Annotated in this window: 26 protein-coding genes; 7 read left to right on the top strand and 19 right to left on the bottom strand. The window is 61.9% G+C overall.

The genetic code is table 11. The features are described from left to right. Positions 1 to 47 precede the first annotated feature (47 nt). Together NKH49_RS16660 and NKH49_RS16655 are read left to right on the top strand one after the other, a co-directional pair. The gene (locus tag NKH49_RS16660; protein ID WP_352539591.1) at positions 48 to 632 is read left to right on the top strand and encodes a BA14K family protein; all 585 of its coding nucleotides are present in this window, start codon (positions 48 to 50) and stop codon (positions 630 to 632) included. Between the two features lie 175 nt (positions 633 to 807). Continuing rightward, complete coding sequence (locus NKH49_RS16655; protein ID WP_352470452.1) at positions 808 to 1092, top strand: PilZ domain-containing protein; 285 nt, start codon at positions 808 to 810, stop codon at positions 1090 to 1092. Between the two features lie 10 nt (positions 1093 to 1102). On the opposite strand, the gene NKH49_RS16650 is transcribed toward NKH49_RS16655, so the two are convergent. From NKH49_RS16650 to NKH49_RS16630, 5 genes are all read right to left on the bottom strand, one after another. Beyond that, on the bottom strand, positions 1103 to 1726 hold the full coding sequence (locus NKH49_RS16650; protein WP_352539590.1) for a hypothetical protein: 624 nt from the start codon (positions 1724 to 1726) through the stop codon (positions 1103 to 1105). After that, positions 1719 to 2240: a hypothetical protein gene (locus NKH49_RS16645; protein ID WP_352539589.1), complete on the bottom strand. Its 522-nt coding sequence runs from the start codon at positions 2238 to 2240 to the stop codon at positions 1719 to 1721. The genes NKH49_RS16650 and NKH49_RS16645 overlap by 8 nt, the downstream gene beginning before the upstream one ends. 494 nt (positions 2241 to 2734) lie before the next feature. After that, the gene (locus NKH49_RS16640; RefSeq protein ID WP_352539588.1) at positions 2735 to 3712 is read right to left on the bottom strand and encodes a DUF3592 domain-containing protein; all 978 of its coding nucleotides are present in this window, start codon (positions 3710 to 3712) and stop codon (positions 2735 to 2737) included. A 257-nt stretch (positions 3713 to 3969) separates the two neighbouring features. Next, the gene (gene ilvC / locus NKH49_RS16635; protein WP_023676662.1) at positions 3970 to 4989 is read right to left on the bottom strand and encodes a ketol-acid reductoisomerase; all 1020 of its coding nucleotides are present in this window, start codon (positions 4987 to 4989) and stop codon (positions 3970 to 3972) included. Between the two features lie 23 nt (positions 4990 to 5012). Then, positions 5013 to 5666 (bottom strand): TetR/AcrR family transcriptional regulator, encoded by a 654-nt coding sequence (locus NKH49_RS16630; protein WP_352539587.1) that lies wholly within the window; start codon positions 5664 to 5666, stop codon positions 5013 to 5015. A 154-nt stretch (positions 5667 to 5820) separates the two neighbouring features. Here NKH49_RS16630 and NKH49_RS16625 point away from each other — a divergent pair, with 154 nt between their 5' ends. Further along, complete coding sequence (locus NKH49_RS16625) at positions 5821 to 6249, top strand: anthrone oxygenase family protein (protein ID WP_352539586.1); 429 nt, start codon at positions 5821 to 5823, stop codon at positions 6247 to 6249. Positions 6250 to 6287: 38 nt separating this feature from the next. Here the strand turns inward: NKH49_RS16625 and NKH49_RS16620 are convergent, their stop codons facing one another. Further along, positions 6288 to 6740, bottom strand: a complete 453-nt coding sequence (locus tag NKH49_RS16620; protein ID WP_352539585.1) for a MarR family winged helix-turn-helix transcriptional regulator — start codon at positions 6738 to 6740, stop codon at positions 6288 to 6290. Positions 6741 to 6840: 100 nt separating this feature from the next. On the opposite strand from NKH49_RS16620, the gene NKH49_RS16615 reads away from it, so the two are divergent. Both NKH49_RS16615 and NKH49_RS16610 read left to right on the top strand, forming a co-directional pair. Further along, positions 6841 to 7146 carry a Rieske (2Fe-2S) protein gene (locus NKH49_RS16615; protein WP_352470198.1) on the top strand — a complete coding sequence of 102 codons (306 nt, stop codon included), beginning with the start codon at positions 6841 to 6843 and terminating at the stop codon, positions 7144 to 7146. A gap of 1 nt (position 7147) precedes the next feature. Next, positions 7148 to 7873: a glutathione S-transferase family protein gene (locus NKH49_RS16610; RefSeq protein WP_352539583.1), complete on the top strand. Its 726-nt coding sequence runs from the start codon at positions 7148 to 7150 to the stop codon at positions 7871 to 7873. Here the strand turns inward: NKH49_RS16610 and NKH49_RS16605 are convergent. Both NKH49_RS16605 and NKH49_RS16600 read right to left on the bottom strand, forming a co-directional pair. Then, positions 7821 to 9059 carry an FAD-dependent oxidoreductase gene (locus tag NKH49_RS16605; protein WP_352926764.1) on the bottom strand — a complete coding sequence of 413 codons (1239 nt, stop codon included), beginning with the start codon at positions 9057 to 9059 and terminating at the stop codon, positions 7821 to 7823. The genes NKH49_RS16610 and NKH49_RS16605 overlap by 53 nt on opposite strands. Positions 9060 to 9133: 74 nt before the next feature. Further along, complete coding sequence (locus tag NKH49_RS16600; protein WP_352466906.1) at positions 9134 to 9544, bottom strand: winged helix-turn-helix transcriptional regulator; 411 nt, start codon at positions 9542 to 9544, stop codon at positions 9134 to 9136. A 136-nt stretch (positions 9545 to 9680) separates the two neighbouring features. On the opposite strand from NKH49_RS16600, the gene NKH49_RS16595 reads away from it, so the two are divergent. Further along, positions 9681 to 10571: an SDR family oxidoreductase gene (locus NKH49_RS16595; protein WP_352926761.1), complete on the top strand. Its 891-nt coding sequence runs from the start codon at positions 9681 to 9683 to the stop codon at positions 10569 to 10571. A gap of 43 nt (positions 10572 to 10614) precedes the next feature. Here the strand turns inward: NKH49_RS16595 and NKH49_RS16590 are convergent, their stop codons facing one another. The 3 genes from NKH49_RS16590 to NKH49_RS16580 all read right to left on the bottom strand — a co-directional run bounded on the left by NKH49_RS16590 (position 10615) and on the right by NKH49_RS16580 (position 15443). Next, positions 10615 to 12534: a potassium transporter Kup gene (locus NKH49_RS16590; protein WP_352539581.1), complete on the bottom strand. Its 1920-nt coding sequence runs from the start codon at positions 12532 to 12534 to the stop codon at positions 10615 to 10617. Between the two features lie 158 nt (positions 12535 to 12692). Further along, positions 12693 to 14606, bottom strand: a complete 1914-nt coding sequence (locus NKH49_RS16585; protein WP_352539580.1) for a potassium transporter Kup — start codon at positions 14604 to 14606, stop codon at positions 12693 to 12695. A gap of 96 nt (positions 14607 to 14702) precedes the next feature. Next, positions 14703 to 15443 carry a pyridoxine 5'-phosphate synthase gene (locus tag NKH49_RS16580; protein ID WP_352471639.1) on the bottom strand — a complete coding sequence of 247 codons (741 nt, stop codon included), beginning with the start codon at positions 15441 to 15443 and terminating at the stop codon, positions 14703 to 14705. 115 nt (positions 15444 to 15558) lie between these two features. On the opposite strand from NKH49_RS16580, the gene NKH49_RS16575 reads away from it, so the two are divergent. Then, positions 15559 to 15963, top strand: coding sequence for a SpoIIAA family protein (locus tag NKH49_RS16575; protein ID WP_352926758.1), 405 nt, complete (start codon positions 15559 to 15561; stop codon positions 15961 to 15963). 19 nt (positions 15964 to 15982) lie between these two features. On the opposite strand, the gene NKH49_RS16570 is transcribed toward NKH49_RS16575, so the two are convergent. The 8 genes from NKH49_RS16570 to NKH49_RS16535 form a co-directional block, all read right to left on the bottom strand. Next, the gene (locus tag NKH49_RS16570; protein WP_023720791.1) at positions 15983 to 17110 is read right to left on the bottom strand and encodes an ATP-dependent DNA helicase; all 1128 of its coding nucleotides are present in this window, start codon (positions 17108 to 17110) and stop codon (positions 15983 to 15985) included. Between the two features lie 148 nt (positions 17111 to 17258). Next, positions 17259 to 17591: a nitrile hydratase accessory protein gene (locus NKH49_RS16565; RefSeq protein ID WP_352926792.1), complete on the bottom strand. Its 333-nt coding sequence runs from the start codon at positions 17589 to 17591 to the stop codon at positions 17259 to 17261. A gap of 19 nt (positions 17592 to 17610) precedes the next feature. Further along, entirely contained in the window at positions 17611 to 18270 is a 660-nt protein-coding gene (nthB, locus tag NKH49_RS16560) for a nitrile hydratase subunit beta (RefSeq protein ID WP_352767821.1), read from the bottom strand. After that, positions 18267 to 18872, bottom strand: a complete 606-nt coding sequence (gene nthA, locus NKH49_RS16555) for a nitrile hydratase subunit alpha (RefSeq protein WP_352768924.1) — start codon at positions 18870 to 18872, stop codon at positions 18267 to 18269. Before nthA ends, nthB begins: the two co-directional genes overlap by 4 nt. 56 nt (positions 18873 to 18928) lie before the next feature. After that, complete coding sequence (locus tag NKH49_RS16550) at positions 18929 to 22084, bottom strand: efflux RND transporter permease subunit (RefSeq protein ID WP_352926755.1); 3156 nt, start codon at positions 22082 to 22084, stop codon at positions 18929 to 18931. Beyond that, on the bottom strand, positions 22081 to 23328 hold the full coding sequence (locus NKH49_RS16545; RefSeq protein WP_352926752.1) for an efflux RND transporter periplasmic adaptor subunit: 1248 nt from the start codon (positions 23326 to 23328) through the stop codon (positions 22081 to 22083). Before NKH49_RS16545 ends, NKH49_RS16550 begins: the two co-directional genes overlap by 4 nt. 168 nt (positions 23329 to 23496) lie before the next feature. Continuing rightward, entirely contained in the window at positions 23497 to 24093 is a 597-nt protein-coding gene (locus NKH49_RS16540; RefSeq protein ID WP_352589601.1) for a LysE family translocator, read from the bottom strand. A gap of 131 nt (positions 24094 to 24224) precedes the next feature. Next, complete coding sequence (locus NKH49_RS16535) at positions 24225 to 25181, bottom strand: acyl-CoA desaturase (RefSeq protein WP_352767816.1); 957 nt, start codon at positions 25179 to 25181, stop codon at positions 24225 to 24227. Positions 25182 to 25355: the final 174 nt, after the last annotated feature.

Raw genomic sequence — 25355 nt, 5'->3', positions numbered from 1 at the left:
CCTTCCCCGAGGTTTCTGGGCGTGGGGCCTGAATTTCGGAGAGTGCGATGAAACCGCTCTTTTTATCTTCCGTCAGATCCGGGCTGATGGCCCTCGGTCTGATCGCCAGCCTCTCGGCCCCGTCGCTTGCCGGGCCGATGCCCAAACCCCTGCTGCCGGTGGCGGGCAACGCTGCCGACATCGTGCAAATTCGTGAAGATTGGGCAGGCGGCAATGACAGGCAGATCTGGCGTTGGCGCAATCGCGGCTTTCGGCAATGGCACGGCGGCGACGATTGGAGATGGCGGTCCCACAATTTCCGCGGCCGTCATTTTTCGAGACACTGGGACAATGGCGGCTGGGACGACAGCTGGCGCTGGCGCCACCATCGCCGCCATTACCGCGGCGGCTACTATGATGATGGTGCGGGTGCCGCGATTCTTGGCTTGGGCCTGGGCCTCGGCCTTGGCAGCCTGTACAACAGCTACAACTACTACGACGCGCCGCCACCGCGCCGCTATTATCGCGCAGGGCGGCTTTCCAGTGCACATGTTCAATGGTGTTACAATCGCTACCGGTCGTACCGCGCCTGGGACAACACCTTCCAGCCCTATTACGGGCCGCGCCAGCAATGCTACTCGCCCTATAGGTAAGCAGGCCGACAACAAGCATCATTCGGCGCCGTGCTTCGCGGCGCCTTTTTCTTCCAGCCAGGAACCGCGAACATCGCCCAGTCCCGACTGCTGATAACGCTATTTTTATCAGGCAGGTCTAATAATCCTCCCGATCAGAACGCCCGAGACGCGAAAAATGGCTGGATTGCGTGCGATGGCCGAGGACGAACAGAGGGACAAACACCGGCAGCGCGTCTTGAAGGGCGCGACGATCCTGACCGGCGTGAGCAATTCCGAGGTCACATGCACGCTGCGCAACATGCACGCCGGCGGCGCCGAATTGAAGGTCTCGATCGACGCGCGCGTGCCCGATGAGTTCCTGCTCTATGTTCCGACCGACGGCATTGCCTACAAGGCCGTGGTCCGCTGGCGCCGCGAGGATCGTATCGGCGTGATGTTCACCGGTACCGAACCAAAGCCCAGTTGGCACTACGGCTGAGATCCCGGCGCTATCCGGGTGGCAGGACTCGCAGTGTCTGCTCGTCAAACAGCGGCTCATCCTGGCCGACGCGAACGAATAGAAGCTTTCGCAGTTCGGGTGATTGCACCTCGAAATACTGAATGCCGTCCGGGGCTTCGCCCCATTCGCCGCAAGGCGGTACGCCGACCTCGTCAGGGTTGGCGACGGTCTTCAATTCCTCACGATAGGCGGCATTGGGACTGAAAACATACCGGAGGATGCGCGCGGGCGTCGCCCCTTCGGTGTAAGGCATGAGCACGCAACGTGTGCTGATGGCTTTCTCGGTCTTCTCCGTAAAAATGCGCTGCAACGCAGCATCGGCGGCCTCGCCAGGCAGCATATCGAAGACTTCGACGACAGGATCGGCCGGCCCGCCGTCGCTGTATTTGATGGCAAGAGCATTGCCGCCAAGCTCGAAATGAATCCGGCGAAGACCGAAATCGCAACGCTGCACCCAGGCAGCCAGCCCGACATCCCTGTCCGCCAGCCGTTCCCAGGTGCATTTGTCGACAGGCGGACGCGACGGCTTGCCTTGGTCGGCGCGAGCGCCGGTTGCCATGGCAACAAGGACCGGCAGGGCGCAGATGCAGGCCGGCAGTCTCTTGCTATTCATCGCTGCAACCCGACAAGGTAAAGGCATCCCAGGCTGAACCATCGGGATTGGCATTGGCGAAATCGGGCCATTCGGTAAAAATCGCGCCGAAGTCAGGCAACAGCAACCCTGCCGGTGCCGGCGAGGCTTCGCGGGAATTCAACTGCTCGGCACCGCCTGCATTGAACGCATAGACCTGCCCATCCCACACTCTGCACAGCCCGGTGCCGTCCTCGAGACCAGCCTCACGATCGTCGTCGGTGCAGGTGTGCCGGATCGTGCCCACAGGAAAGGAGTACTTGCCATTGGTCCAGGTAATGTCCGACGGCAGACGAATGTCGGTGTTGGGCACGATCAACGAAAAGACCTCGGTCGTCAGCGCGGCCGGCTCGTTGTTGGTTGGCCGGAACTGTATCGTCGCTCCCGAACGCGGCTCGCGATAGGTCGCATGGCTGAGCGAACATTCTGTTGCGTTCGCTGCTTGCAACAGGCTCAGCATGCTCAGAAAAATAGCTGCTGCTTTGCGGATGATCATTTAAGTCCCTTGGAGCAGCATCATTGTGAAGTTTGAGCATCGATGCTTTAGCATGGCCCAAGGCCGCGTCGAAAAGAAAGAATCGATGATGCGAAATCTCTTGATGCTCATTTCGATCTTAACATTTACGTGCGGCAGCGCCTTTGCCACGGAACCCTATGTGGGCACATGGTCCGGGGACAGATCGAACTGTACCGCCGTTGCGGATGTTCAACGCCAGACTGTCTACACATTGTACCGCGACGCGCTGTCGGTCCCTGCTCTCGGCTGCGAACACGCATCGTTTCTCAAGACGCCTACGGGCTGGGTGGCTCGGGCCAGCCAATGCTACGGATCCGACCCATCGGCCGAAGAGCCGTTCTCCCGTGTCATCCATATTGTGGTCGACGGGGCGACGGTGAGATTGACATGGCCTGGCTTCGACAGCGGAGTTCTTGTCAGATGCTGAAGACAGGCGTCTTTTTCCGCTGGATATGCAGCCTAGGACAGCAGCTTCAGATGACGCCTACCAGCAGCGCGGCTCCACCGAGGAGGCCAACTGCGCAGACCCACAGGAGCCAAAGCCCGCTCACCCTGCATTCGAGAACCGCTGCAACCGGGTTGTCGGGATCGTAGTGGACCTCGACCTTGTCGCCCTGGAGGTAGCGCTGCGATCGACCGCTGACGAGGCTCGGCAGCGAAGCCGTCACGTTTGCGCCGAACGCGATGCGATCGGCGGCGTAGCGCTGGCCGGCGACGCTATAGCTGTAGACGACGCGGGATTTGAAGACTGTCCGCCAGGGCCGATAGCCGCCTCCGGACCTGTCGCGGGTCTCGAATTTCCGCAGGCCCGAAGCATCGATGCGTCCTGCCGTGATCGGCCATTTGGCCGCCTGTTCCGCAAGTGACTTCTGGGCAAAGCCCATGCGCAGGACAAACAATCCCATGAAAAGCAGCAGGGCAGCGGCGCCGAGGTTCTGCGGCCTGGGCAAAAACGGCCGGATCGCTTCGAGGACGCCGCCGACGGAGAAGACCAATACAAGCGCGCCGACCACCAGCCCGGCCGAAAGCTGGACCATGAACTTGAAGGAGCCGTCGGGCATGGTGCGTTCGATCACCGCCTTGGCTGGATCGGCCGGATTGTAGAAGACGGTTACGCCGGCCCCGTTTGGAAATTTCGCAAGGGTTTCCGCCACTGCAAAGTTTCCAAGGTTCTCCTGCACGCTGTAGTGCGAACTGCGAAATGTCTTGCCGTTCACCTTGTATTCGAAGGTGATTGCCGGGAAGTTGCGGATTTCGGTCGACCCTCTGCTGTCCGAACCGGATCCCGAACTGGTCACCTCGCGGGCCTCGACCCGCGACGAGATGATTTTTCCCGGCGTCGGAGACCAGCGGCTGACCGCCCTAACCTCCCACCATTTCAGCAAGGTGACGAGGGAGAGCATGCCGGCAACCGCGCAGGCAAACCCGATCAACAGAAATTTGAGTTCCAACTCTCACCCCCTTGGCACTTTTGTGCCATGCCCCGCACAGGCATATCACGGTGATGAGGATAGTGCGCCTGTCCAGAAGCCTGGAAACCACACGATCTTGATGCGAAAAGGCCGGCGGATCGCTCCGCCGGCCTTTCTTGATCGGCAATGAAATTGCGATCAGTTCTTGGCCTTGTCGACCAGCTTGTTCATGGAAATTCCCACGCGCCCGCAGGGCGAAGCCCGAGGACGGGTAACGAAACGAACGTGGATGTCCTTCAGTTCTTGGCCTTGTCAACCAGCTTGTTCTTCGAAATCCACGGCATCATCGCGCGCAGCTTGGCGCCGACTTCCTCGATCTGGTGGCTGTCGTTGTTGCGGCGGATGCCCTTGAAGCGCGACATGCCGGCGCGGTATTCCTGCATCCATTCCGAGGTGAACTTGCCGGTCTGGATATCCTTCAGCACGCGCTTCATCTCGGCCTTGGTCTCGGCGGTGATGATGCGCGGGCCCGAGACATATTCGCCCCATTCGGCGGTGTTCGAGATCGAGTAGTTCATGTTGGCAATGCCGCCTTCATAGATCAGGTCGACGATCAATTTGACCTCGTGCAGGCACTCGAAATAGGCCATTTCCGGCGCGTAGCCGGCTTCCACCAGTGTCTCGAAGCCGGCGCGGATCAATTCGACTAGGCCGCCGCACAGCACCACCTGCTCGCCGAACAGGTCGGTCTCGCACTCCTCGCGGAAATTGGTCTCGATAATACCCGAGCGGCCGCCGCCAACGCCGCAGGCATAGGAGAGCGCCAGGTCGAGCGCATTGCCCGAAGCGTCCTGGTTGACCGCGACCAGGCACGGCACACCACCGCCCTTCTGGTATTCGCCGCGCACCGTATGGCCAGGCCCCTTCGGCGCGATCATCACGACGTCAACCGAAGCTTTGGGCTCGATCAGGCCAAAATGCACGTTGAGGCCGTGGGCAAAGGCGATCGCTGCGCCATCGCGGATGTTCGGCGCGATCTCGGATTTGTAGATGTCGGCCTGCAGCTCGTCCGGCGTGGCCATCATCATCAGGTCGGCCCACTTGGCGGCATCGGCTACGCTCATCACCTTGAGCCCGTCGGCCTCGACCTTCTTGGCGGTCGCCGAGCCGGCCTTGAGGCCGATGGCGATGTCCTTGACGCCGGAATCCTTAAGGTTGAGCGCATGCGCCCTGCCCTGGCTGCCATAGCCGATGATGGCGACCTTCTTGCCCTTGATCAGGTTGAGATCGGCATCGCGATCGTAATAGACACGCATTTTTGTTCCTTCCCGTTTTGAATTCAGAGGCCTTGCGGCCCGGTTTTTGCCCCGTAAAGAGCGAGAAACTGCTGCGTCGCCCGGACGGCATCGCCGCCGATCGCCGCATCAGTCAATTCCAGCCGGTCGCCAAGCAGCAGGCGGATCTGCACGTCGCGGGCGACCAGCCCGAAAAAGGTGCGGAACGCCGTCTCCGCGTCGGAAAACTCGAGGAAACCAGCTTCCTTGCCTGCCTCCAGCACCGGTTTAAGGCGCCGGGCCAGTGCGAAGCGGCCGTTCTCCAGCACGATGGCGCCGAGATCGTCCTTCCCCGAACTAGCATGGCCGACCGCCACCCTGTTCAGCGCGATCGAGGTGTCGCTCGAAATTACCTTGAGCCAGTCCGAAGCGAAGCGTTCGAGGCTCGCCGTCAGCGAAGGGAGGTCGAGCCCCTTGCGGTCGACCGGCACTACCCGCACCTTGGACGCCTGCCATTGTACCGTTGCCGTCAACAGCCCGTCGCGATCGCCGAACCATTTGTAGAGCGTCTCCTTCGAGCAGCTCGCCCGCCGCGCCACGGCGGTCATGGTCAACTGATCGCCCTCTTCGACCAGCAGGCGAAGGGCGGCGTCGAGCACGTCCTTCTGCCGCTCCGTCAGCGCCTCGCTGGTTTCGATGTCGGTCACAGCGTGCAACACAGTTTTTCCTCAGGAGGCAAACTCACCGCAGTTCAGATACGAGCTCGATGCGTACCGTACGTTACGGTTCGGCTTTATGGCGTATTGCCCGACCCGACGCAAGCCTTTATTTCTGTAGCTTGCTCCATGCGGGGCATCACGGGAGACACTGATCATGCTCGCCGGATTGCTTGCGTTGACCGTTACCGCAGTGTTCGCGGGTGCGGCTATCTACGTCAGCGTCGCCGAACAGCCGGCGCGGCTTCGCCTCGAGGACAAAGCATTGCTGCAGGAATGGCAGCCTTCCTACAAGCGCGGCGCCGCCATGCAGGCCTCGATTGCCGTCATCGCCTGTTTTCTTGGCCTCGTCGCGTGGTGGCTGACTGGCAATCTCGCTTATCTGGCCGGCGCCGTGCTGATCATCCTGCCTTGGCCATGGACGCTGCTGGTGATGATGCCGGCAAACAGGTTGCTGGAGGCGATGGACGCGAACTCCGTCAATCCTGAAGCTCGGACATTGATCGCCAAATGGGGCAATCTGCATCTGGTCCGCGTCGGGCTTGGCGTTCTGGCGACGTTGGCATTCCTCTTGGGCAGTGCCTGACCTCGCCAATCGGTCGCCATCTTCGTCATGAAGGCGTGTCACTCCAGGGCGGGCGGATCTCGCAGGCGCCCAAGCAGAGCTGACAGCGCGTCCAGTTCAACATTGGAAAGCCGGGAGCCGACCAACTCCGCGATCGACCGGCCGTAGACAGCCCACATGCGGCGGCGCGTCTCGCGTCCCTTGTCTGTGACGCGGACTGTTTGCCCGCGGCCGTCATCGGCAACTGGAAGCTTCTCGACCTGCCCGTCGGCTTCGAGCCGCGCCAGCAGCCGGGAGATGTTGTACTGCGCAAACAGGGTGCGCTCGGTGAGTTGGAACGGCCGCAATCCGCCCTCGCCCGCCTCGGCAAGCTCGTGCAGGATGTCGTACCAGGCAAGCGGCGGCAGGCCACTGTCCTTCAGCGCGTCCTCGGCTCTTTCCAACAACTGGCGCGAAACCCGCATCAGGCGAGCCCAGGCCTTGATGGCTGGAGGTGAAGGAATCCCGGTCATGATTGCATCGTAGGCGATAGATGCAATTGCATCAAGCTTGACGATCGATGCAAGTGCATCTATATAGATGCAATCGCATCAATCACGAGAGGCAATTCCGATGAAGCATGAAATCTGCAAGATCGCCGACATTCCGGAAACAGGCAGCCTCATCGCTCCGTTTTTCGGCCGCGAGGTCCATGTCTACCGCAGCGGCGAGCGTATCCGCGCCGCCGCCAACGTCTGCCTGCATTTCGGTGGCCCGCTCGACTGCAAGGACGGCAAGCTCGTCTGCCAGTGGCACGGCGCCTCGTTCGACATGGCGAACGGTGATCGCCTCGAAGGCCCGGCGCCGAAGGGCTCCCGCCTGATGTTCCTCTCCACCCGCGTCGAGGACGGTGCTTTGAACTATGTCTGGGGGGAGTGAGATGACCGACAAGCTCACTCTCGTCAGCCATCATCTTTGCCCCTATGTGCAGCGCGCGGCGATTTCGCTTCGCGAAAAGGGCGTGCCGTTCGAACGCATCACGGTCGATCTCGCCAACAAGCCTGCCTGGTTCAAGGCGATATCGCCGCTCGGCAAGGTGCCGCTGCTCCGCGTTGAGCATGACGGCCAGGAAACGGTGATCTTCGAATCGCTCGTCATCCTCGAATTCCTCGAGGAAACCCAGCCCAATCCGCTGCATCCCACCGACCCCTACGCCCGTGCCCGGCATCGCGCCTGGATCGAGTTCGGCTCGGCAATCCTCAATGCCATCGGCCGCTTCTATTCAGCTCTCACCGAAGCCGCCTTCATCGCCGAACGCGGGGCTCTGGCAGCAATGTTCGATCGCCTGGAAGTGGAACTGGCGAACGGCGCGGCTGGGCCATGCTTCGACGGCGAGCGCTTTTCACTGGTCGACGCGGTCTACGGCCCGATTTTTCGCTATTTCGACGCCTTCGACCGGATCGGCGATTTCGGCATCCTGGACGGAAAGCCGCATGTCCAGGTGTGGCGCGAGGCGTTGCGCAAACGCCCATCCGTGAAGGGCGCGGTCGCTCCCGATCATCCGCAACGCCTCCATGCATTCTTGCAGGCTAAGGGTTCGCACCTTTCGGAAATCATCCGCCAAAACGATCCGGCCACAGCGCTTCCGCAAGCCCTATCGGCTTGAATGGATTGAGCACCGTTCCTGTAACCATGGAAGCAAGAAACTGCGGCGCCGGCGGGACTTTTGCCAGCGTCGCCACCAGCCTGTCGCGGACGAACGGCATCACAATCGAGTCCGATTGATAAAACGGCGTCAGCACCAGCGACAGCGCCTGGAAGACCCGCACATGCCATCGCCGTGTCCGGACATAGGCCTCCAGTGCAGTATCGATACGGTCCGTTCCTATTAGTGCGTAGTTGAGCGCGGCTGCATCGAGCAGCGCCATGTTCGCGCCCTGGCCGAGCTGCGGGCTCGTTGAATGGGCCGCGTCGCCGATAACGGCCAATCGCCGTCCGGCTGGCGTCTTCATCGCGTGATGGCCATAGCGCGCCAGCGAGAGCTGCTCGAAACTGTCGATCTGGTCGATGAAGGCCGCGCATTCAGGCCACAGCCCGACCAATCTCGCCTTCCATGCCTCGAGACCTGCCGCCCAGACGCGCTCGGCATCCGCCGGCTTGAGGCTCCAGAAGAATGCCGCCATCTTCTGGGCATCCGGCTCGGGCCGGCCGATTGGCAGCACGCCGATCATCACGCTCGCGCTGTCGTAGCGCTGCAGCAGCGCGTGCTCGTCGAAACCCTCGCCGCGCCAGCCAAGCGATGCCCAGAACGCGCCATAGGCGAGCGATCGCGGTTCGCCCGGATTGTTCACGCACCGCCGCAGTTTGGAGCGCGAACCGCTGGCATCCACTACCAGGTCGAACGACCCTATCCGTTGTCCGTTGCCGCAGATCAATGTTGCCCGCTCGCCGGTTTCCAGCGTCTCGAGCTCGATACCTGTCTCAATGGTGAGCGCCTGGCGCCGGGCGGCGCGGAAAAGCACGCCGAACAGAGCCGCGCGGTGCACCGCCAGCCCGAAGCGGCCGCCACTCCGGGCATCGTAGCGGACGTCGAGCACTGTGCGGCCGGTCTTGGCATCTGCACCATGCAGGCGGTCTATGCGGCTGCCCAGCGCCAGAATGTCATCGAGCAGGCCGAGATCGGCAAGCACCGTCAGCCCGGTCGGCTGCAGGATCAGCCCGGACCCGACCGGTTGTGGCTGGTCGAAGCGCTCGAAGATGATGACCCTATGTCCGGCGCGCGTGAGATAGAGCGCGGCGGCAAGTCCAGCCGGCCCGGCGCCGGCAATCGCGATGTCCAGAGAATTGCCCATCTGCCCGCCCCAACCCAGGCCGGACAATCCTTCAGCACCGCCGCTAAATCAAGCCGCCGTCTCGGCCTGGGGGCTCAGCCTTCGGCAGCATCGAAAACCTTCCGTGCCTCGCGTACAGCGCCGTGATTGAGCTCGGCCCATTGGATCAGCTGATGCAAGGGTCCAAACATCGAGCGCCCGAGATCGGTGAGGCTGTATTCGACGCTCGGCGGTTTGGTCGGGAACACCTGGCGATGCACATAGCCGTCGCGCTGCAGATCGTGCAGCGTCTGGGTGAGCATGCGCTGTGAAATATCGGGCACCAGCCGCCGCAATTCGCCGAAGCGGTACGGCTTCTCGGCCAAGGCCTCCATCAACAGTGAACTCCATTTATTGCTTATGCCCTGGATCACGTCGCGAACCGGGCAATCCGCAAGGTTTCCGCCACCGCTGCCTGCTTTGTATATCTCGAGCTTCGATCTCAGATTGACGATCTTGCCGTCCATGGCTGGTTCCCTGGGTGTGCCTACCTCCCGCAAAACTGCCTTCTTTACGAGGATGGGTCAATTCCTATTTTAGTGCTGGTCTCTTTTTGAGACTAACATATGCACCCGCCGCTCCGGCGCAACGTCAGGACATCTCATGACCGACACCCTTCTCGTCACCGGCGCCTCCGGCCAGCTTGGCCGCGGCGTCATTAATCATCTGCTTGACACGCTCAAGGTCTCCCCTCAGCGCATGATCGCCGCCACCCGCAACCCGGAAAATCTGGCCGATCTGGCAGCCCGAGGCGTCACCATCCGGGCAGTCGACTTCGACGACGCCACGTCGTTGGCCAGTGCATTTACCGGTGCGGGCAGGGTTCTGATCATTTCGACAAACGAGCTCGCCGTTCCGGGCAAGCGCCTGAAGCAACATGAGGCTGCGGTCGCCGCAGCAAAAAGCGCCGGCGTTTCGCATCTGCTCTACACGTCGATGCCCAGTCCGGAGCCAGGATCGCCGGTACTGTTTGCGCCTGATCACCACGGCACCGAGCAGGCGATCAAGGCGAGCGGTATCCCCTACACCATCTTCCGCAACGGCTGGTATCAGGAGAACCTGTTCATGGCGCTGCCGCACGCCATCGCGTCGGGGCAGTGGTACACATCCGCCGGAGACGGCCGCATTGCCCATGGCGCGCGCGACGACATGGCCGCGGCGATCGCCGCCAGCCTTGCTTCGAGCGGAACCGAAAGCACGACATACACGCTGACCGGCCCCAAGGCCCACACGATGGCCGAGATTGCAGCCCTCGTCACCGAAGTTACCGGCAAGCCGATCGAGGTCGTCCAGCTTTCGGACGAAGCGCTGACCGGGGGATTGAAGGCAGCCGGCGTCCCCGAAGGTTTCGCGCCTGTCATCGTTTCCTTCGACACCAACACACGCTCCGGCCGCATCAGCATGGTGACGGACGCGATCGAGACGCTGTCCGGCAGGAAGCCGCGGCCGCTGAAGCAATTTCTTGAAGCAAACAAGGCGGCTCTGGTGAGCTGAGCCTGACAAACGGCCGTGCCCTTCGAAGGGCACGGCCGTTTGCTCAGATAGCCACCTGCGTTCCGATCTCGACGACGCGTCCGGTCGGGATCTGGAAATATTCCGTTGCATCGGCCGCCGAGCGCGCCAGCCCGATGAACAGCTTGTCCTGCCAGACCGGCATGCCGGAATTGGGCGAGGCCTTGAGAGAGCGCCGCGACAGGAAGAAGGACGTCGTCATGATGTCGAACTTCCAGCCCTGTTTGCGGCAGATCGCCAGCGCACGCGGGATGTTGGGCTGCTCCATATAGCCGAAGGTCAGCGTCACCCGCATGAACAGCTCGTTGACCATTTCCATCTTGACGCGCTCGCTGTCGGGCACAACCGGCTGCGGTGCCGTCACCACCGAAAGGATGACGTTCTGCTCGTGCAGCACCTTGTAGTGCTTCAGGCTGTGCATCAGCGCGGTCGGCGCGCTCAGCGGATCGCTGGTCAGGAACACCGCGGTGCCCGACACCAGATGCGGCTTCTTCTTCAGCAGATTGCCGGCGAGGAAATCCAGCGGGATCTCGTTCCGGCGCGTCTTGTCGAACAAATAGCGGCTGCCGCGGATCCAGGTCCACATAGTCATCACGATAACTGCGGCGATGGCAAGCGATGCCCAGCCACCTTCAAACACCTTGACTATGTTGGCGGCAAAGAAGCCGGTATCGACGAAGGCGAACACGGCCATCAAGGCGATCGCGACGCCGAGCGGCCATTTCCAGATGCGCGTCATCACAACAAAAAGCAGCACATTCGTCACCAGCATGTTGCCGGTCACCGAAATGCCGTAGGCCGAGGCCAGGCGGCTGGATTCGCCGAAGCCGACCACCAGCAACATCACCACCAGCGCCAGCATCAGGTTGATGCGCGGCAGATAGATCTGGCCCGACTGTTTTTCCGACGTATGCTGGATAACGAAACGCGGCAGCATATTGAGCTGCACCGCCTGTCTGGTCAGCGAAAAAGCGCCGGAGATCACCGCCTGGCTGGCGATGACGGTCGCCGCCGTCGCCAGCACGACCATCGGAATAAGCGTCCAGCCCTGGTTCATCTCGAAGAATGGATGACCGACAACGCCGCCATTTGCCAGCACGAAGGCGCCTTGCCCGACATAGTTGAGCAACAGACAAGGAAACACGATTGCCAGCCAGGCGAGTACGATCGGCTTGCGGCCGAAATGGCCGAGGTCGGCATAGAGCGCCTCGGCGCCGGTGACGGCGAGGAAGACCGCACCAACCGTGACGAAGGCGACATCGGGCGAGTTGACCAGGAACGACACGATGTAATGCGGGCTGATCGCCAGCAGGATTTCCGGATCGGCGATGATGTGGTTAATGCCGGAAAGGCCGATGGCCAGGAACCACAGCGCGGTGACTGGCCCGAACACCAAACCTACGCCGCCGGTGCCGAATCGCTGTACCGCAAACAGGATCGCCAAGATGGCCAGTGTCAGTGGCACCACATAGGGCTGGAATGTCGGCGTGACGACGTTCATACCTTCGACCGCCGATAGCACCGAGATCGCCGGCGTAATGACTGCGTCGCCGAAAAAAAGCGCCGCGCCGACGATGCCGATGCCGAGGATCACCGCCGAGCGGGTCGGGAAACTGTTGCGCGCCAGCGCCATCAGCGACAGCACCCCGCCCTCGCCTCGATTGTCGGCGCGGAGCACGAACATGATGTATTTGATGGTGACGGTGATCGTCAGCGACCAGATGATCAGCGACAACACGCCAAGGATGTCGCCACGGTTGGCGACGTTGCCACCGGCCGATGCGTGCAACGCCTCGCGAAATGCATAGATCGGGCTGGTACCGATATCGCCGTAAACCACGCCGAGCGCGCCCAGCATCAGCACCTTGGTGCTGTGCTGCTCGACCTCAGAATGGCTGGATTGTTCGACAGGTTCTGCCTCGTTACCAGCATTGGTAAGGGCCATGGACGACACTCCGGTAAGCGGGCGGTGCTCTACGCTTGCTGCGCTGCAATATCAAGTGCCGTCACGTAATGGCTCCGTCCCGATATTGCGAGCCCTCCACGACTTGGCAGACTCAGTCCGATCGGCAGACCACCTGGAATGTCGCAACGGACACGTTTTTAAATAGCCACCTGCGTCCCGATCTCGACGACGCGTCCGGTCGGGATCTGGAAATATTCCGTTGCATCGGCCGCCGAGCGCGCCAGCCCGATGAACAGCTTGTCCTGCCAGACCGGCATGCCGGAATTGGGCGAGGCCTTGAGAGAGCGCCGCGACAGGAAGAAGGACGTCGTCATGATGTCGAACTTCCAGCCCTGTTTGCGGCAGATCGCCAGCGCACGCGGGATGTTGGGCTGCTCCATATAGCCGAAGGTCAGCGTCACCCGCATGAACAGCTCGTTGACCATTTCCATCTTGACGCGCTCGCTGTCGGGCACAACCGGCTGCGGTGCCGTCACCACCGAAAGGATGACGTTCTGCTCGTGCAGCACCTTGTAGTGCTTCAGGCTGTGCATCAGCGCGGTCGGCGCGCTCAGCGGATCGCTGGTCAGGAACACCGCGGTGCCCGACACCAGATGCGGCTTCTTCTTCAGCAGATTGCCGGCGAGGAAATCCAGCGGGATCTCGTTCCGGCGCGTCTTGTCGAACAAATAGCGGGTGCCGCGTATCCATGTGGACATGATCAGCCCCATGCCGCAGGCGACCGTGATCGACACCCACCCGCCTTCGAGGATCTTGACGACGTTTGCGAGGAAAAATCCAGTATCGATCGTGCCGAACAGCAGTGTGAGCGCGGCTGCCAGTGCAAGCTGCCATTTCCACCGGAACCGCATCACCACAAACAACAGGATGGTTGTCATCAGCATTTCGCCAGTCACCGAAATGCCATAGGCGGAAGCCAGCGAACTCGAACTGCCAAAGCCGACCACCAGCAGCATCACGCCGAGCGCGACCACCAGATTGACCCGCGGCATGTAGATCTGGCCGGATTGCATCTCGGAAGTATGCTGCACCTCGATACGTGGCAGCAGATTGAGCTGCACCGCCTGCCGCGTCAGCGAGAAAGCGCCGGAGATCACCGCCTGGCTGGCGATCACCGTCGCTGCCGTGGCCAGCCCAACCATGGGCATTAGCGCCCAATCCGGCAGCATCTGGAAGAATGGATTGGTGGGTTTGCCGCCGTTGGCCAGAACGAACGCGCCTTGTCCGAAATAGTTGAGGAGCAGACAAGGGAACACCACGGAGAACCACGCCAGCACGATCGGCCTGCGGCCGAAATGGCCGAGATCGACATAAAGGGCTTCGGCCCCGGTGACCGCCAGGAACACAGCCCCGACCGTGACGAACGCACCGGTGGGCGTATTGGCCAGATAAGCGACCGCGTAATAGGGATTGATCGCCAGCAGGACCGACGGGTCGTCCAGCAGATGGTAGACCCCGGCGGCACCGATCGCCAGGAACCACGCGGCCGTCACCGGTCCGAACACGGCCGCCACCCTGCCGGTGCCAAAGCGTTGCACGGCAAAAAGCATTGCCAGGATGATCAGCGTGATCGGAACAACATAAGTTTCCAGCGTCGGGGTCACCACTTCCAGGCCCTCGACCGCCGAAAGCACGGAGATGGCCGGCGTTATGATGGCGTCGCCGAAAAACAGCGCCGCGCCGCAAAGTCCGATCCCCAGAATGAACCGGGCTCCCTTTGGATAAGCGTTGCGCGCAAGCGCCATCAGCGACAGCGTGCCGCCCTCACCCTTGTTGTCGGCTCTGAGCACGAAAGCGACGTACTTTATCGTGACGATGATCGTCAGCGCCCAGACGATAAGCGACAGCACGCCAAGGACGTCGTTGCGCGCTACCGGTCCCGACGATGCGTGCAGCGCTTCCCGAAACGCGTAGATTGGGCTCGTGCCGATATCGCCGTAAACCACGCCCAACGCGCCCAGCATCAAAACTCTGGTGCTGTGCTGCTCGGCCTTGGAGTGGCTGGATTGTTCGATGGGTTCTGCCTCGCTACCGGCGTGGGCAAGAGCCATGGACGACACTCCCATTGACGTGCGGCGCTCGACGCTGCGGGATGGAAAGGACGCGCTGCCGTGCCCGGAACGCATGGCCTATCGGCTCGCCTTTCTCTACCAGCCACAAGCCTTCAGAAACCGCCTGACCGTTGCGGCCATGCCATACTCCAACGCATCGGCTGTCAACCCATGTCCGATCGACACTTCGGCCAATGCCGGGATGCGCCTGGCCAGCGCCGGCAAATTGCTCACCACAAGGTCGTGTCCGGCGTTGACCTGGAGCCCTGCCGCCAATGCGGCATCCGCCGTCTTTCCCAATTTCTCCAATTCCTTCGCCGCTTTTGCCGAATCGGAATGATAGCTGCCGTATGGACCCGTATAGAGTTCGATCCGATCGGCGCCGGTATCGCGAGCGGCGTTCACGCCAGCGGGATCCGGATCCGAAAACAGCGACACGCGAAAGCCTCCCTTCTTCAGGCGCTTGACGACCGGTGTCAGGAACGCAGCCTCGGCGGCGAAGTTCCAGCCATGGTCGGAAGTCGCCTGCGCCGGGTCGTCGGGCACCAGCGTCACCTGCTCGGGCTGATGCTTTTCCACAAGCGCCAGGAACTCCTCGGTCGGATAGCCCTCGATGTTGAATTCCGCATTCGGGAACTCGTCGTCGATCAGCGCCCTGATCTCAGGCAGATCGGAATGCCTGGTGTGCCGCTCGTCGGGTCGCGGGTGCACCGTGAGCCCATGCGCGCCGGCGGCAAGGGCGATGCGTCCGAGCCCCGTCACGCTTGGCCACGGCAGGTCGCGCCGGTTGCGCAGCATGGCGATCGCATTGAGATTGACGGAAAGCTTTGCAGGCATTTGCACGGCTCCAGGCTGATCTTGGCGCGCATCTATACCGCCTTTAATGGGAACAGACAGAGGGTTTCAGGTGTTCCAAGGTTTGCGAAGGAAATCGAGCGCAAGGAGTTCCCTGTTGAATTTTCTCGAGGCCGTGCCGGCGGTTCGCCGCATCGACACCGATCGCGAAGACCTCTTCGCCATCGATGTCGTCGGCCATGTCGCAGCGGCTGACGCCGAAAACCTGTTCGGATTGCTGGAGGCGGCCTATGCGCTGCATCCGAAGATCGACGTGCTGGTGCGCCTGATCGACCATGAGGGTGTCGACTGGGCCGACGTATCGGACGAGACGATCGAACAGGGCATAGCTCATGCCGTGGAGCATATCGGCCGCTGCGCGGCGATCGGTGAGCCGAACTGGATATCGGAGGCAAGAGCCTTTTTGCCTGCCTCTTTGCCTATCGAACTCCGGCATTTCGAGGCCAAGGACGAAGCCGCCGCCTGGGAATGGCTTGACGCCAGACCGATCGCCCAGCGCTGATACGACGGACCTGACAGCCCTATCGGACGATCGTCAACCGTTCGGCCGCGCGCGTGATAGCGGTATAGAGCCAACGCTGGCGAGTTTCCTTGAATGCCCAGCTTTCGTCGAAAAGCACGATCTCGTTCCATTGCGACCCTTGCGCCTTGTGCACGGTCAGTGCATAGCCATAGTCGAAATCGTCGAAACGTTTCTTCTGCTGCCAGGGAATGTCGGCGTCCGGATCTTCGAATGCCGCCTTGAGCAGCTTGATCTTGGCGACGCCGCGATCCGGGTCGTCTTCCTCCGGCGAAACCAGCAGATTGATGCCAGGCTTGACCGTCTCGCGCGACGAGGTCATCACCTTCCACAACGAGCCGTTGAGCAGTCCCTTGGCCGGATCGTTGCGCAGACAGACCAGCTTGTCGCCGGCTTGCGGATAATCGGCGTTGAACCCCTTCAGCTCGCGCAGCCGCTGGTTGTAACGGCGGCGCGTGCGGTTGGTGCCGACCAGCACCTGGTCCGCTTTCAGCACCAATTCCTGGGTGACGTCTTCCTTGCCGATCACCTGCGCCGCGCCATAGTCGCCGCGCATGAACTCGCGGCCCTCGCGCACGTCGAGCGCCAGCCTGATGATCGGGTTGTCGCGCGCCTGGCGGTGGATTTCGGTGAGCAGAATGTCCGGCTCGTGGTCGGTGAAGAAGCCGCCGCCGGAGATTGGCGGCAACTGGCCGGGATCGCCGAGCACCAGGATCGGCGTGCCGAAGCTCATCAGGTCACGGCCGAGTTGCTCGTCGACCATTGAGCATTCGTCGATGACGACGAGCTTGGCCCGCGAGATCGGGCTCTGCCGGTTGAGCGAAAATGTCGGCGACATCGATGTCTTGCCGGTCACCTCGTCCGCTACCGATTCCTCGCCCTTCGGCCGGTAGATCAGCGAATGGATGGTGCGGGCATTGACCGCGCCCTTGGAACGCAGCACCTGCGCCGCCTTACCGGTAAACGCGGCGAACTGCACCTGGCCGTCGACATGCTCGGCGAAATAGCGCGCCAGCGTCGTCTTACCGGTGCCGGCATAGCCGAACAGCCGGAACAGCTGCGGCTTGCCGGCTTTCAGCCAGCCGGCCACCGCCTTCAGCGCCTCGTCTTGTTGAGGAGAGAATTCCATCAGCGCGACAGACCGGATTCGCGAGGGAAAGACAAGGTGACTGCCGTCACCGGCAAATTTTCATCGCCGGCAATCACGCCGCTGCGACAGGGTCAGGCTATCAGTGACGAACAGGAACGTAAAGAGAACAAGGCCGGGCGGCCGCAGCTTACCCGGCCTGCTGTGGATCGTTCTCCAGCTGGATCGGCTTGCCATGCGGAGTTGCGTGCGCGGCGCGTTCCCAGGCAGCGGCGAGCGCATCGACGTCGCGCTTTCCGGCAACGCCCTTGGCCAAAAGCAGCTTTTCCAGCGCTGCCAGCCAGTGCTCGTAGTAATCGTGACCGTCGCGCGCGGCGCCCGGCCGCTTCACCTCTGCCGACAAAGCATCCGCCCATTCGCTCCACGAAAACAGCCCGTTGTCGTGCAGTGCTACCGTCATGGCAAAGGCCTCTGCTTGCCACGGCTCGGCAAACACAGGCGACTCGACACCGGCGGGCAGCATGGCGGCAACTGAGCCCGTCTCACGCCGGCTCAAGGTAGCTCTCCCAGGCGTCGATCGACACGACAAGTGTCGGATCGGCGCCCTCGCCCCAGATTTCGCCGCCGGTGAAGGCCACCGTATAGACCCATTGCGGGTTTTCGCCCTGGCCGTGCGCATTGGTGTCGGGAAAGACAAAGCCGTCGCGCACAGCCTCGACGACGCCTCGCTTGCCGCGTGCATAGCGCGGCAGTCTGGTGTGGCCGGTCGGATGAAAGTTCTTGGTTCGCACGGGGTCGCCCGCCTTGAACCGCGCAGGCGCGGCGACAGGCCGGTCGCAGTGCCCGCCCTTGGCCAGCACCGCCGGAACGTCCTTAGCCTTCAGCACCCGTTTGGGTGTCGCTGCCGGGTCGACTGCGTCGCCCGTAGTCAGGTCCCGGTCGCTGACGAAACCATGGCGTTTGAGCAGCACCTCCAGCGCCTTGATCCATATCTGGTAGTAGCTGGAGGCATAATAATCCGCTGGATGCAGCGATTCCCGCGCGTGCCGGCTCTCGTCGATGGTCCAGGCGCCCATGGCGCCAGCGCACAACGTCACGCCCAGCGCCCGCCTTTCCCAATCGGCATGGAAATAGGGTTCGTCAGGTTCGGGCGCGACCGGCCCGAAACCCATCTGGCCGCCGAGATCCTGCGGCCCGTTCATGCCGGTTCCCGCACCAACGCCGTGCCGATCATGGCATCGCGCGTCACCAGATCGGCGAGCCTTGCCTCATCCCAGCCCTCCGTACCCCAGGGGCGCATCGGCACCACCAGATAGCGCAGCTCGGCGGTCGAATCCCACACCCGGATTGTCGTCCTCGCCGGCAAGGTCAGACCGAATTCCTCGAGCACGCCGCGCGGATCGATCACTGCGCGCGAACGGTAGGGCGGCGCCTTGTACCAGACCGGCGGCAGGCCGAGCACCGACCACGGATAGCAGGAGCATAGCGTGCAGACGACGAGGTTGTGCGTGTCGGCCGTGTTGAACACCGCCTGCATGTGCTCGCCTTGCCGGCCGGTGTAGCCGAGCGATTCGATTGCCGCCGTCGCATCACGCTTCAGCCATGCGGCAAACCCGGGATCAACCCAGGCCTTCGCCACCACCTTTGCGCCGTTGCGCGGCCCGATCTTAGTCTCATAGGTGTCGACGATAACATCGATCGCCGCCGGATCGATCAGGCCTTTGCGGGTGAGAATCGTCTCCAGCGCGCGCACCCGCGCCGCAAAGGGATCAAGCTCGTTGTCGTGGTCGTGATTGTGCGGCATGGCGTCAAATTACGATCGCGGACCCCCGGCCGCAAGCACCACGGCTTGGGCCAGCGCTATTCGGCTGCCGCCTTTTGCGGCACCGGTTCTTCCTCCTCGTCGAACAGTGACGGCTGGTCGACCGCTTCGACCGGGCTCGGCTCGCCCCGGCGCCGCGCCCACAGCCTGACCAGCCAGCCGGAAAAATGCTCCATGTAGACGTAAATGACGGGTGTGACGAACAGCGTCAGTGCCTGCGAGGCGACAAGACCGCCGACCACCGCCACGCCGAGAGGCTGGCGCAATTCCGCGCTGGCGCCGGTGCCGAGCGCGATCGGGATGGTACCCATCAGCGCGGCAAGCGTGGTCATCATGATCGGCCGAAAGCGCATCAGGCAGGCCTTGTGGATGGATTCGACGGGCGACATCCCCTCGCGCCTGAGTTCCAGCGCCACGTCGATCATCATGATGCCGTTCTTCTTGACGATGCCGATCAGCATCAGGATGCCGATCACCGCGATCACCGACAGATCCATCCCCGCCAGCCGCAGTGCCACCAGCGCGCCGAGCACCGCCGATGGAAGCCCGGTCAGGATGGTGAGCGGGTGGATGAAGCTCTCATAGAGCATGCCGAGAACGATATAGATGGTCAGAATCGCGCCGCCGATCAGCAGCCCCTGGTTGGAAAGCGAATCCTGGAACGTCTTGGCCGTGCCCGAGAAGGCGGTCGAGACCGTCGGCGGCATGCCGATCTTGTCCTTCAGCGCGTTGATGTGGCTCACGCTGTCACCGAGGGCCACGCCTTGCGGCAGATTGTAGGAGATGGTCACTGCCGGAAGTTGGCCGAGCTGGTTGACGGTCAAAGCACCGGCGGTCCGATCGACGCGGGCGAACGCACCGAGCGGCACCAGGCTGCCGCTCGCCGTTCTTACCTTGATGGCCAGCATCCGCTCGGGCGACCACTCGATCTTCGGATCGAGTTCCATGATCACGTCGTAGCTGTCGGCCGAGCCGAAGATGGTCGACACCTGCTGGGTGCCGAAACCGCCATAGAGACTGGAGCGCAGCGTGTCGGTATCGACGCCGAGGTTCGCCGCCTTGTCGCGGTCGATCACCAGCGTCGCCTGTAGCGCGTTGTTCTGCAGGTCATTGGTGACGTCGGTGAAGGCGGCATGATCGGCAGCCATCGCGTCCGTCAGCTTCTGCGCCCAGACGTTCGTCAGGCCGGTATCGAGGCCCTGAACGGCAAGCTGGTAGGCACTCGCCGAAGAACGCGCGCCGAGCCGCAGGTTCTGCACCGGCTGCATGTAGGTTTCGATGCCGGGCACATTGGCCAGCTGGCGCCGCAGGTCCGTAAGCACCTTGTCGATGTTCGGTCGGTGGTCCTTGTCTTTCAGCTGCACAAACAGCTGGCCCTGGTTGAGCGCATTGTTTCCACTGCCCGCCGACCAACCGACATGCGCGACGTAGGGCGAATGGGTGAAGACATCCGCCACTTGCCCCTGCAGCTTCACCATCGCGTCAAACGAGATGTCCTGGCGCGCGATGGTCGTCACCGAGACCTGGCCGATATCCTCCTGCGGGAAGAAGCCCTTCGGCGAAATCTGGATCAGCCACACCGACAGCCCGGCGGTCACGAGGAAGACAAGGAAGACAAGGAAATTGTGGCGCAGGCAGAATGTCAGCAGCCTGTCATAGCCCCGCATGAAGACGTTTTGTCTATGGCCTTCGTGCGCTGCTTTCTGCTCGGCTTTCGATAATGACAACAGCCGCGAGCACAGCATCGGCGTCAGCGTCAGCGAGACGAACATCGACGCCAGGATGGCGACCGTCACCACCACCGCGAATTCGTTGAAGATGCGCCCGATCACGCCGCCCATCAAAAGCACCGGAATGAACACGGCGACCAGCGAGATCGAGATCGAGATGATGGTGAAGCCGATTTCGCGGGCGCCCTTGAGCGACGCCTCGAGGGCAGAGAGCCCGTCCTCCTCCATGTGGCGGAAAATGTTTTCGAGCATGACGATTGCATCGTCGACGACAAGACCGACCGCCAGCGTCAGCCCCATCAATGAGACGTTGTCGATGGAAAAGCCGAACAGGTACATCACGCCCAGCGTGGCGATGAGCGAAATCGGCACCGCCACGGCCGGGATCACCGTCGCCGTTACCCGGCGCAGGAACAGGAAGATCACCATCACCACCAGCGCGATGGTGAGCAGCAGCGTGAACTGCACGTCGTCGACCGCCTCGCGGATCGACGTCGAGCGGTCGTTGAGCAACTGGATGCTCGCCGCCGCCGGCATCTGATCGTCGAAGGAAGGCAGCATCGCCTTGACGCGGTCGACGACGTCGACGGTATTGGCATCCGGCTGGCGCTGCACCGCCATAATGATGGCGCGGGTGCCGTCATACCAGCTTGCCGTCGTCGTGGTCTCGACCGAATCGATGACGCGGGTCACCTCGCCGAGCCGCACCGGATGGCCGTTCTTGGTGGCGATGATGATGTTGGAGAATCCCGCCGCATCGGTCAGCTGCGTGTTCGCGGTGATCGTCAGCTGCTGTTTGTTGTTCTTGAGCACGCCGAGCGGCGTGTTGCTGTTGGCCGAGGCAATGGCCGTCTGCAGCTGGTCGATCGAGATGCCGCGTGCGGCGAGCGCCGTAGGATCGATCTGGACGCGTACGGCATATTTCTGCTGGCCGTAGATCGAAACCTGCGCAACGCCGTCGATCGTCGACAGCGACGGCGAAATCACATTCTCGGCAAACGCGTCGAGATCGGTCAGCGGAATTGTGTCGCTGACCAGCGACATCAGCAGGATCGGCGCGTCGGCTGGATTGACCTTGCGGTAGCTCGGCGGGCTGGTCATCTCCGGCGGCAATTGTCGTTGCGTGCGTGCGATCGCTGCCTGCACGTCGGCGGCGGCTGCATCGATGTCGCGGTTGAGCACGAACTGAATGGCGATCGAGGTCGAGCCGAGCGAGTTGGTCGTCGAGATCGAATCGATGCCTGCGATAGTGGCAAACTGCTTGATCAGAGGCGTTGCCACCGAGGTCGCCATGGTTTCCGGCGAAGCCCCGGGCAGCGAGGCCGAGACGTTGACAACCGGAAATTCGGCGCTTGGCAGCGCCGCGACCGGCAGGAATTTGTAAGCAAATAGTCCGCCCAGAACCAGGGCGAACGACATGAGCAGCGTGGCGACGGGCCTGCGGATGCAGAATTCGGAAATCATGGCTGTGTTCCGCCCGTCCGGTCAGCCTCGGCAACCTTCGGAGCCGCCTGATCGCCGGTGCCGGTCGAAGCCTTGCCTTCGCGCACCGCCGCGCCGTTCTTCAGTTTGGTCTGACCCTCGACGACGACACGCTCGCCGCTTTTCAATCCTTGGCTGATTGCGGTGTTGGTGCCTTCTGTCAGCGCGACCTGCACGGGCCGCATTTCAACGGTGTTGTCCGGCTTGATTACATAGACGAACGGGCCCTTCTGGCTGGGCTGGACGGCGACCGTCGGAACGGACGTCATTTGTGGCATGATCCCGGCATCGAGCACGACGTTGACGTATTGGCCCGGCCATAGCGAAAGATCGGCGTTGGGCACACTGGCCCGCGTTGCGATCGTGCCGGACGCCGTGTCTACGCTGGAATCGACGAAATCCAGCGTTCCCTTGCCGATCGGCTTCGGGTCGCCGTCCTTGGTCAGCGTCACCGCACCTTGCTGCGGCGCTGCCAGCGCCTTGTGCAGCAAGGCAAGATCGCTTTCGGGGAGATTGAAGTTCACCTGCAGCGGGTCGACCTGCGTGATCGTCACCAGTGGAGTCGACGTGCTGCTGCCGTTGCTGGTGGTGACGAGATCGCCGACGGCGACGTTGACTGCGCCAAGCCTGCCGGAGATCGGCGCCCTGATCGTGGCGAAGCCAAGCTGGATTTGGTCTGCATCGATCGTTGCCTTGTCGGCGTCGACGGTGGCCGCGGCGGATTTCTGCGCCGCGACGGCCTGATCGTAGGTCTGCTGTGTTCCGGCCTGCCTGGCGACGAGATTTTTGGCGCGCTGAAGATCGGCCGTGGCGCTGGCAAGCAGCGCCTGGTCTTTTGCGAGCGTCGCCTGATCGCGTGCCAGTTGCGCCTTCAACGAGCGATCGTCCAGCGAGAAAAGAAGGTCGCCGGCCTTCACCATCTGTCCGTCCTTGACCGCGATTGCGACGATCTGGCTCGAGACCCGCGCGTTGATGCTGACCACGGCAGGAGAGGACACAAAGCCGATGGCATAGCGCCGGACCGGGAAATCGGCCGTCGCAGCGGTGGCGGCAACCACCGAAGTCGTACGCGCGGCATTTGCCGCTGCAGCGGGCTTGTCCGCCGTCGCCGTCTGCTTCGCCGACAGCATCTGCTGAAGACCGCTCATTGCGCTGGGCGAAAGATAGAGCCACGCCGCGGCAACGCAGGCTGCAGCGATCACCGCTAATACGATCTTTCCGCGCATCGACAAAAGACCTCTCGATCCGACACGCCGCTATCCGGTGGCCGTAGTCTAGCTCAACTCGCAGCCTCTTGCCGCGCTTTTGCCAGATAATAGAGGATGCCGAAGGCGAAAAAGGGCCAAAACCCGTCATTACGAAGATTTAATGTGCAGTGCACAATAGAACGGCAGCTAACGCAGCATCGGCCACAGCGTCGCCGCAAGCATCACACCCATGGCGATGTTGAACCATTTGAGCCGCACCGCATCCGCCAGAAAGCCGCGCAGCGCCATGCCGAAACCGGCCCAGGTCGAAATGCTCGGCAGCATGACGACGGCGAAAGCGGCTGCGATCAGCACCACCGACACAAACGGGCGTTCCGGATTGGTATAGACGGCCATGGCTGTAATCGCCATCACCCAGGCCTTGGGATTAACCCACTGGAATGCCGCAGCCTCGATGAAGCGCATTGGCTGGCCCTTCGCCTCGCCTTCGCCGCCGAGCGAGCGCGACATGGCGATCTTCCAGGCGAGATAAAGCAGGTAGAGGCCGCCAGCGATCTTCAACCCGGTATGCAGCACCGGAAAGGCCGTCAACACGGCGCCAAGCCCGAAGCCTACGGCAAGCAACAGCACGAGGAAGCCGAAGCCGATGCCGAGCATGTGTGGCACGGTTTTGACCAAGCCGAAATTCACGCCCGAGGCCAAAAGCATGAAATTGTTCGGACCCGGCGTGATCGAGGTCACGAAGGCATAAACCAGCAGAGCAAGGAATGCATCGAAGGTCATGGAGGATCGCAAAGATCAATAATATTGAAATACTGACTTAAATCGATGAGGTGCTGAGTGCAAATGCAATTCGTTGGTCCACGCGCGCCCAGCGTTCTTTCATATCTTAGGCCAATATCCGCTGAGAACATCTATCTGCGGTAGGGCTGCACCGACCATAGATCTGAATCCGGGGCAGTTTCGCGCTGACGGCGCACGCGTCGCAGCCCTTTGCGTCTCGGCGTATTCTCCGGAATCTTGACGCTGTGCGCCAGACCCAGGATCGCCAGAACCTGAATGAATAGCCAGCCGAGATCGATCTGTCCGTGTTCCAAACCAAGCCGTGCAGACTCGGGAAACGCGTGATGGTTGCCGTGGAAACTCTCGCCGAACGTTACCAGCCCGAAACGCGGCAAATTGTATCCTTGCACGGCAACGTCGTCGACGCGCCATCCTTGCTCCCCATCTCGGTGCGCAAAATGCCCAACCAACCAATGCCCGGTAAGCGACACTGAAACGCGCACCGCGATTCCCCATACCACCCAATCCCAGCCGCCAAACGCGAAAAAGAGGATCGCCCAGGGCAGTTGTTGCAGCATCCAGGTGCGTTCGACGAACTTGTAGAACGGGTCATTCCTAATCGAGGGTTCGATGATGAAGGTGGGTGGATTGCGCAAAGCGACCGCGCAATGCATCTGCCAGAAGGCATCGGTGAAAAATGGCCGACGATGGGCATGGAGATCGTGACATGCGGTCTGGCGCTGAGCCCAGTCACGAATATCGTGAGCATAGATCATCCCAAAAGGACCGGCCATGCCGACGAGCACGCCAAGGTAGACCAGCGCATGCTCGACCCAGATATGAACCTTGAACGACCGGTGGATGAGCAGACGGTGCATCCCCACCGAGTGTCCGGCGCAGATTGTCGCCGCCGTTGTCGCAACGAATAAGGCGAAGGCACTCCAGCTAAATGTCATCGGTCCCAACACAATGGCGGCGATCGTCATCGCCCCGACCCAGATCGACTTTGCCGGCACCCACACGACTTTGCCGTCTTCGGCGTCACTGTCCTGTTGGGAAATCATTCTGCCCGTGGATATGGTTTTCATCGGTACCCCTCCTCCTGCATGAACATTTCCGGACCACAGCCTTGCCTTCTGGCGCGTCGTCCGTTACTTAGGCAGTAAGCTAATCGTCTACTACTGTGAATTAGGTATTTAGGCAATAGTCTAAATGAAAATAAGAAAGGCGGACCGAGGCGCAGCCAACGCCTCGGCATCACA

This window comes from Mesorhizobium sp. M1088 (genome assembly GCF_040318575.1).
In the GTDB taxonomy this organism is placed as follows: Bacteria; Pseudomonadota; Alphaproteobacteria; order Rhizobiales; family Rhizobiaceae; genus Mesorhizobium.
The sequence above is the reverse complement of the archived record's forward strand: the minus strand, read 5'-3'. Positions and strand labels throughout refer to the sequence as shown.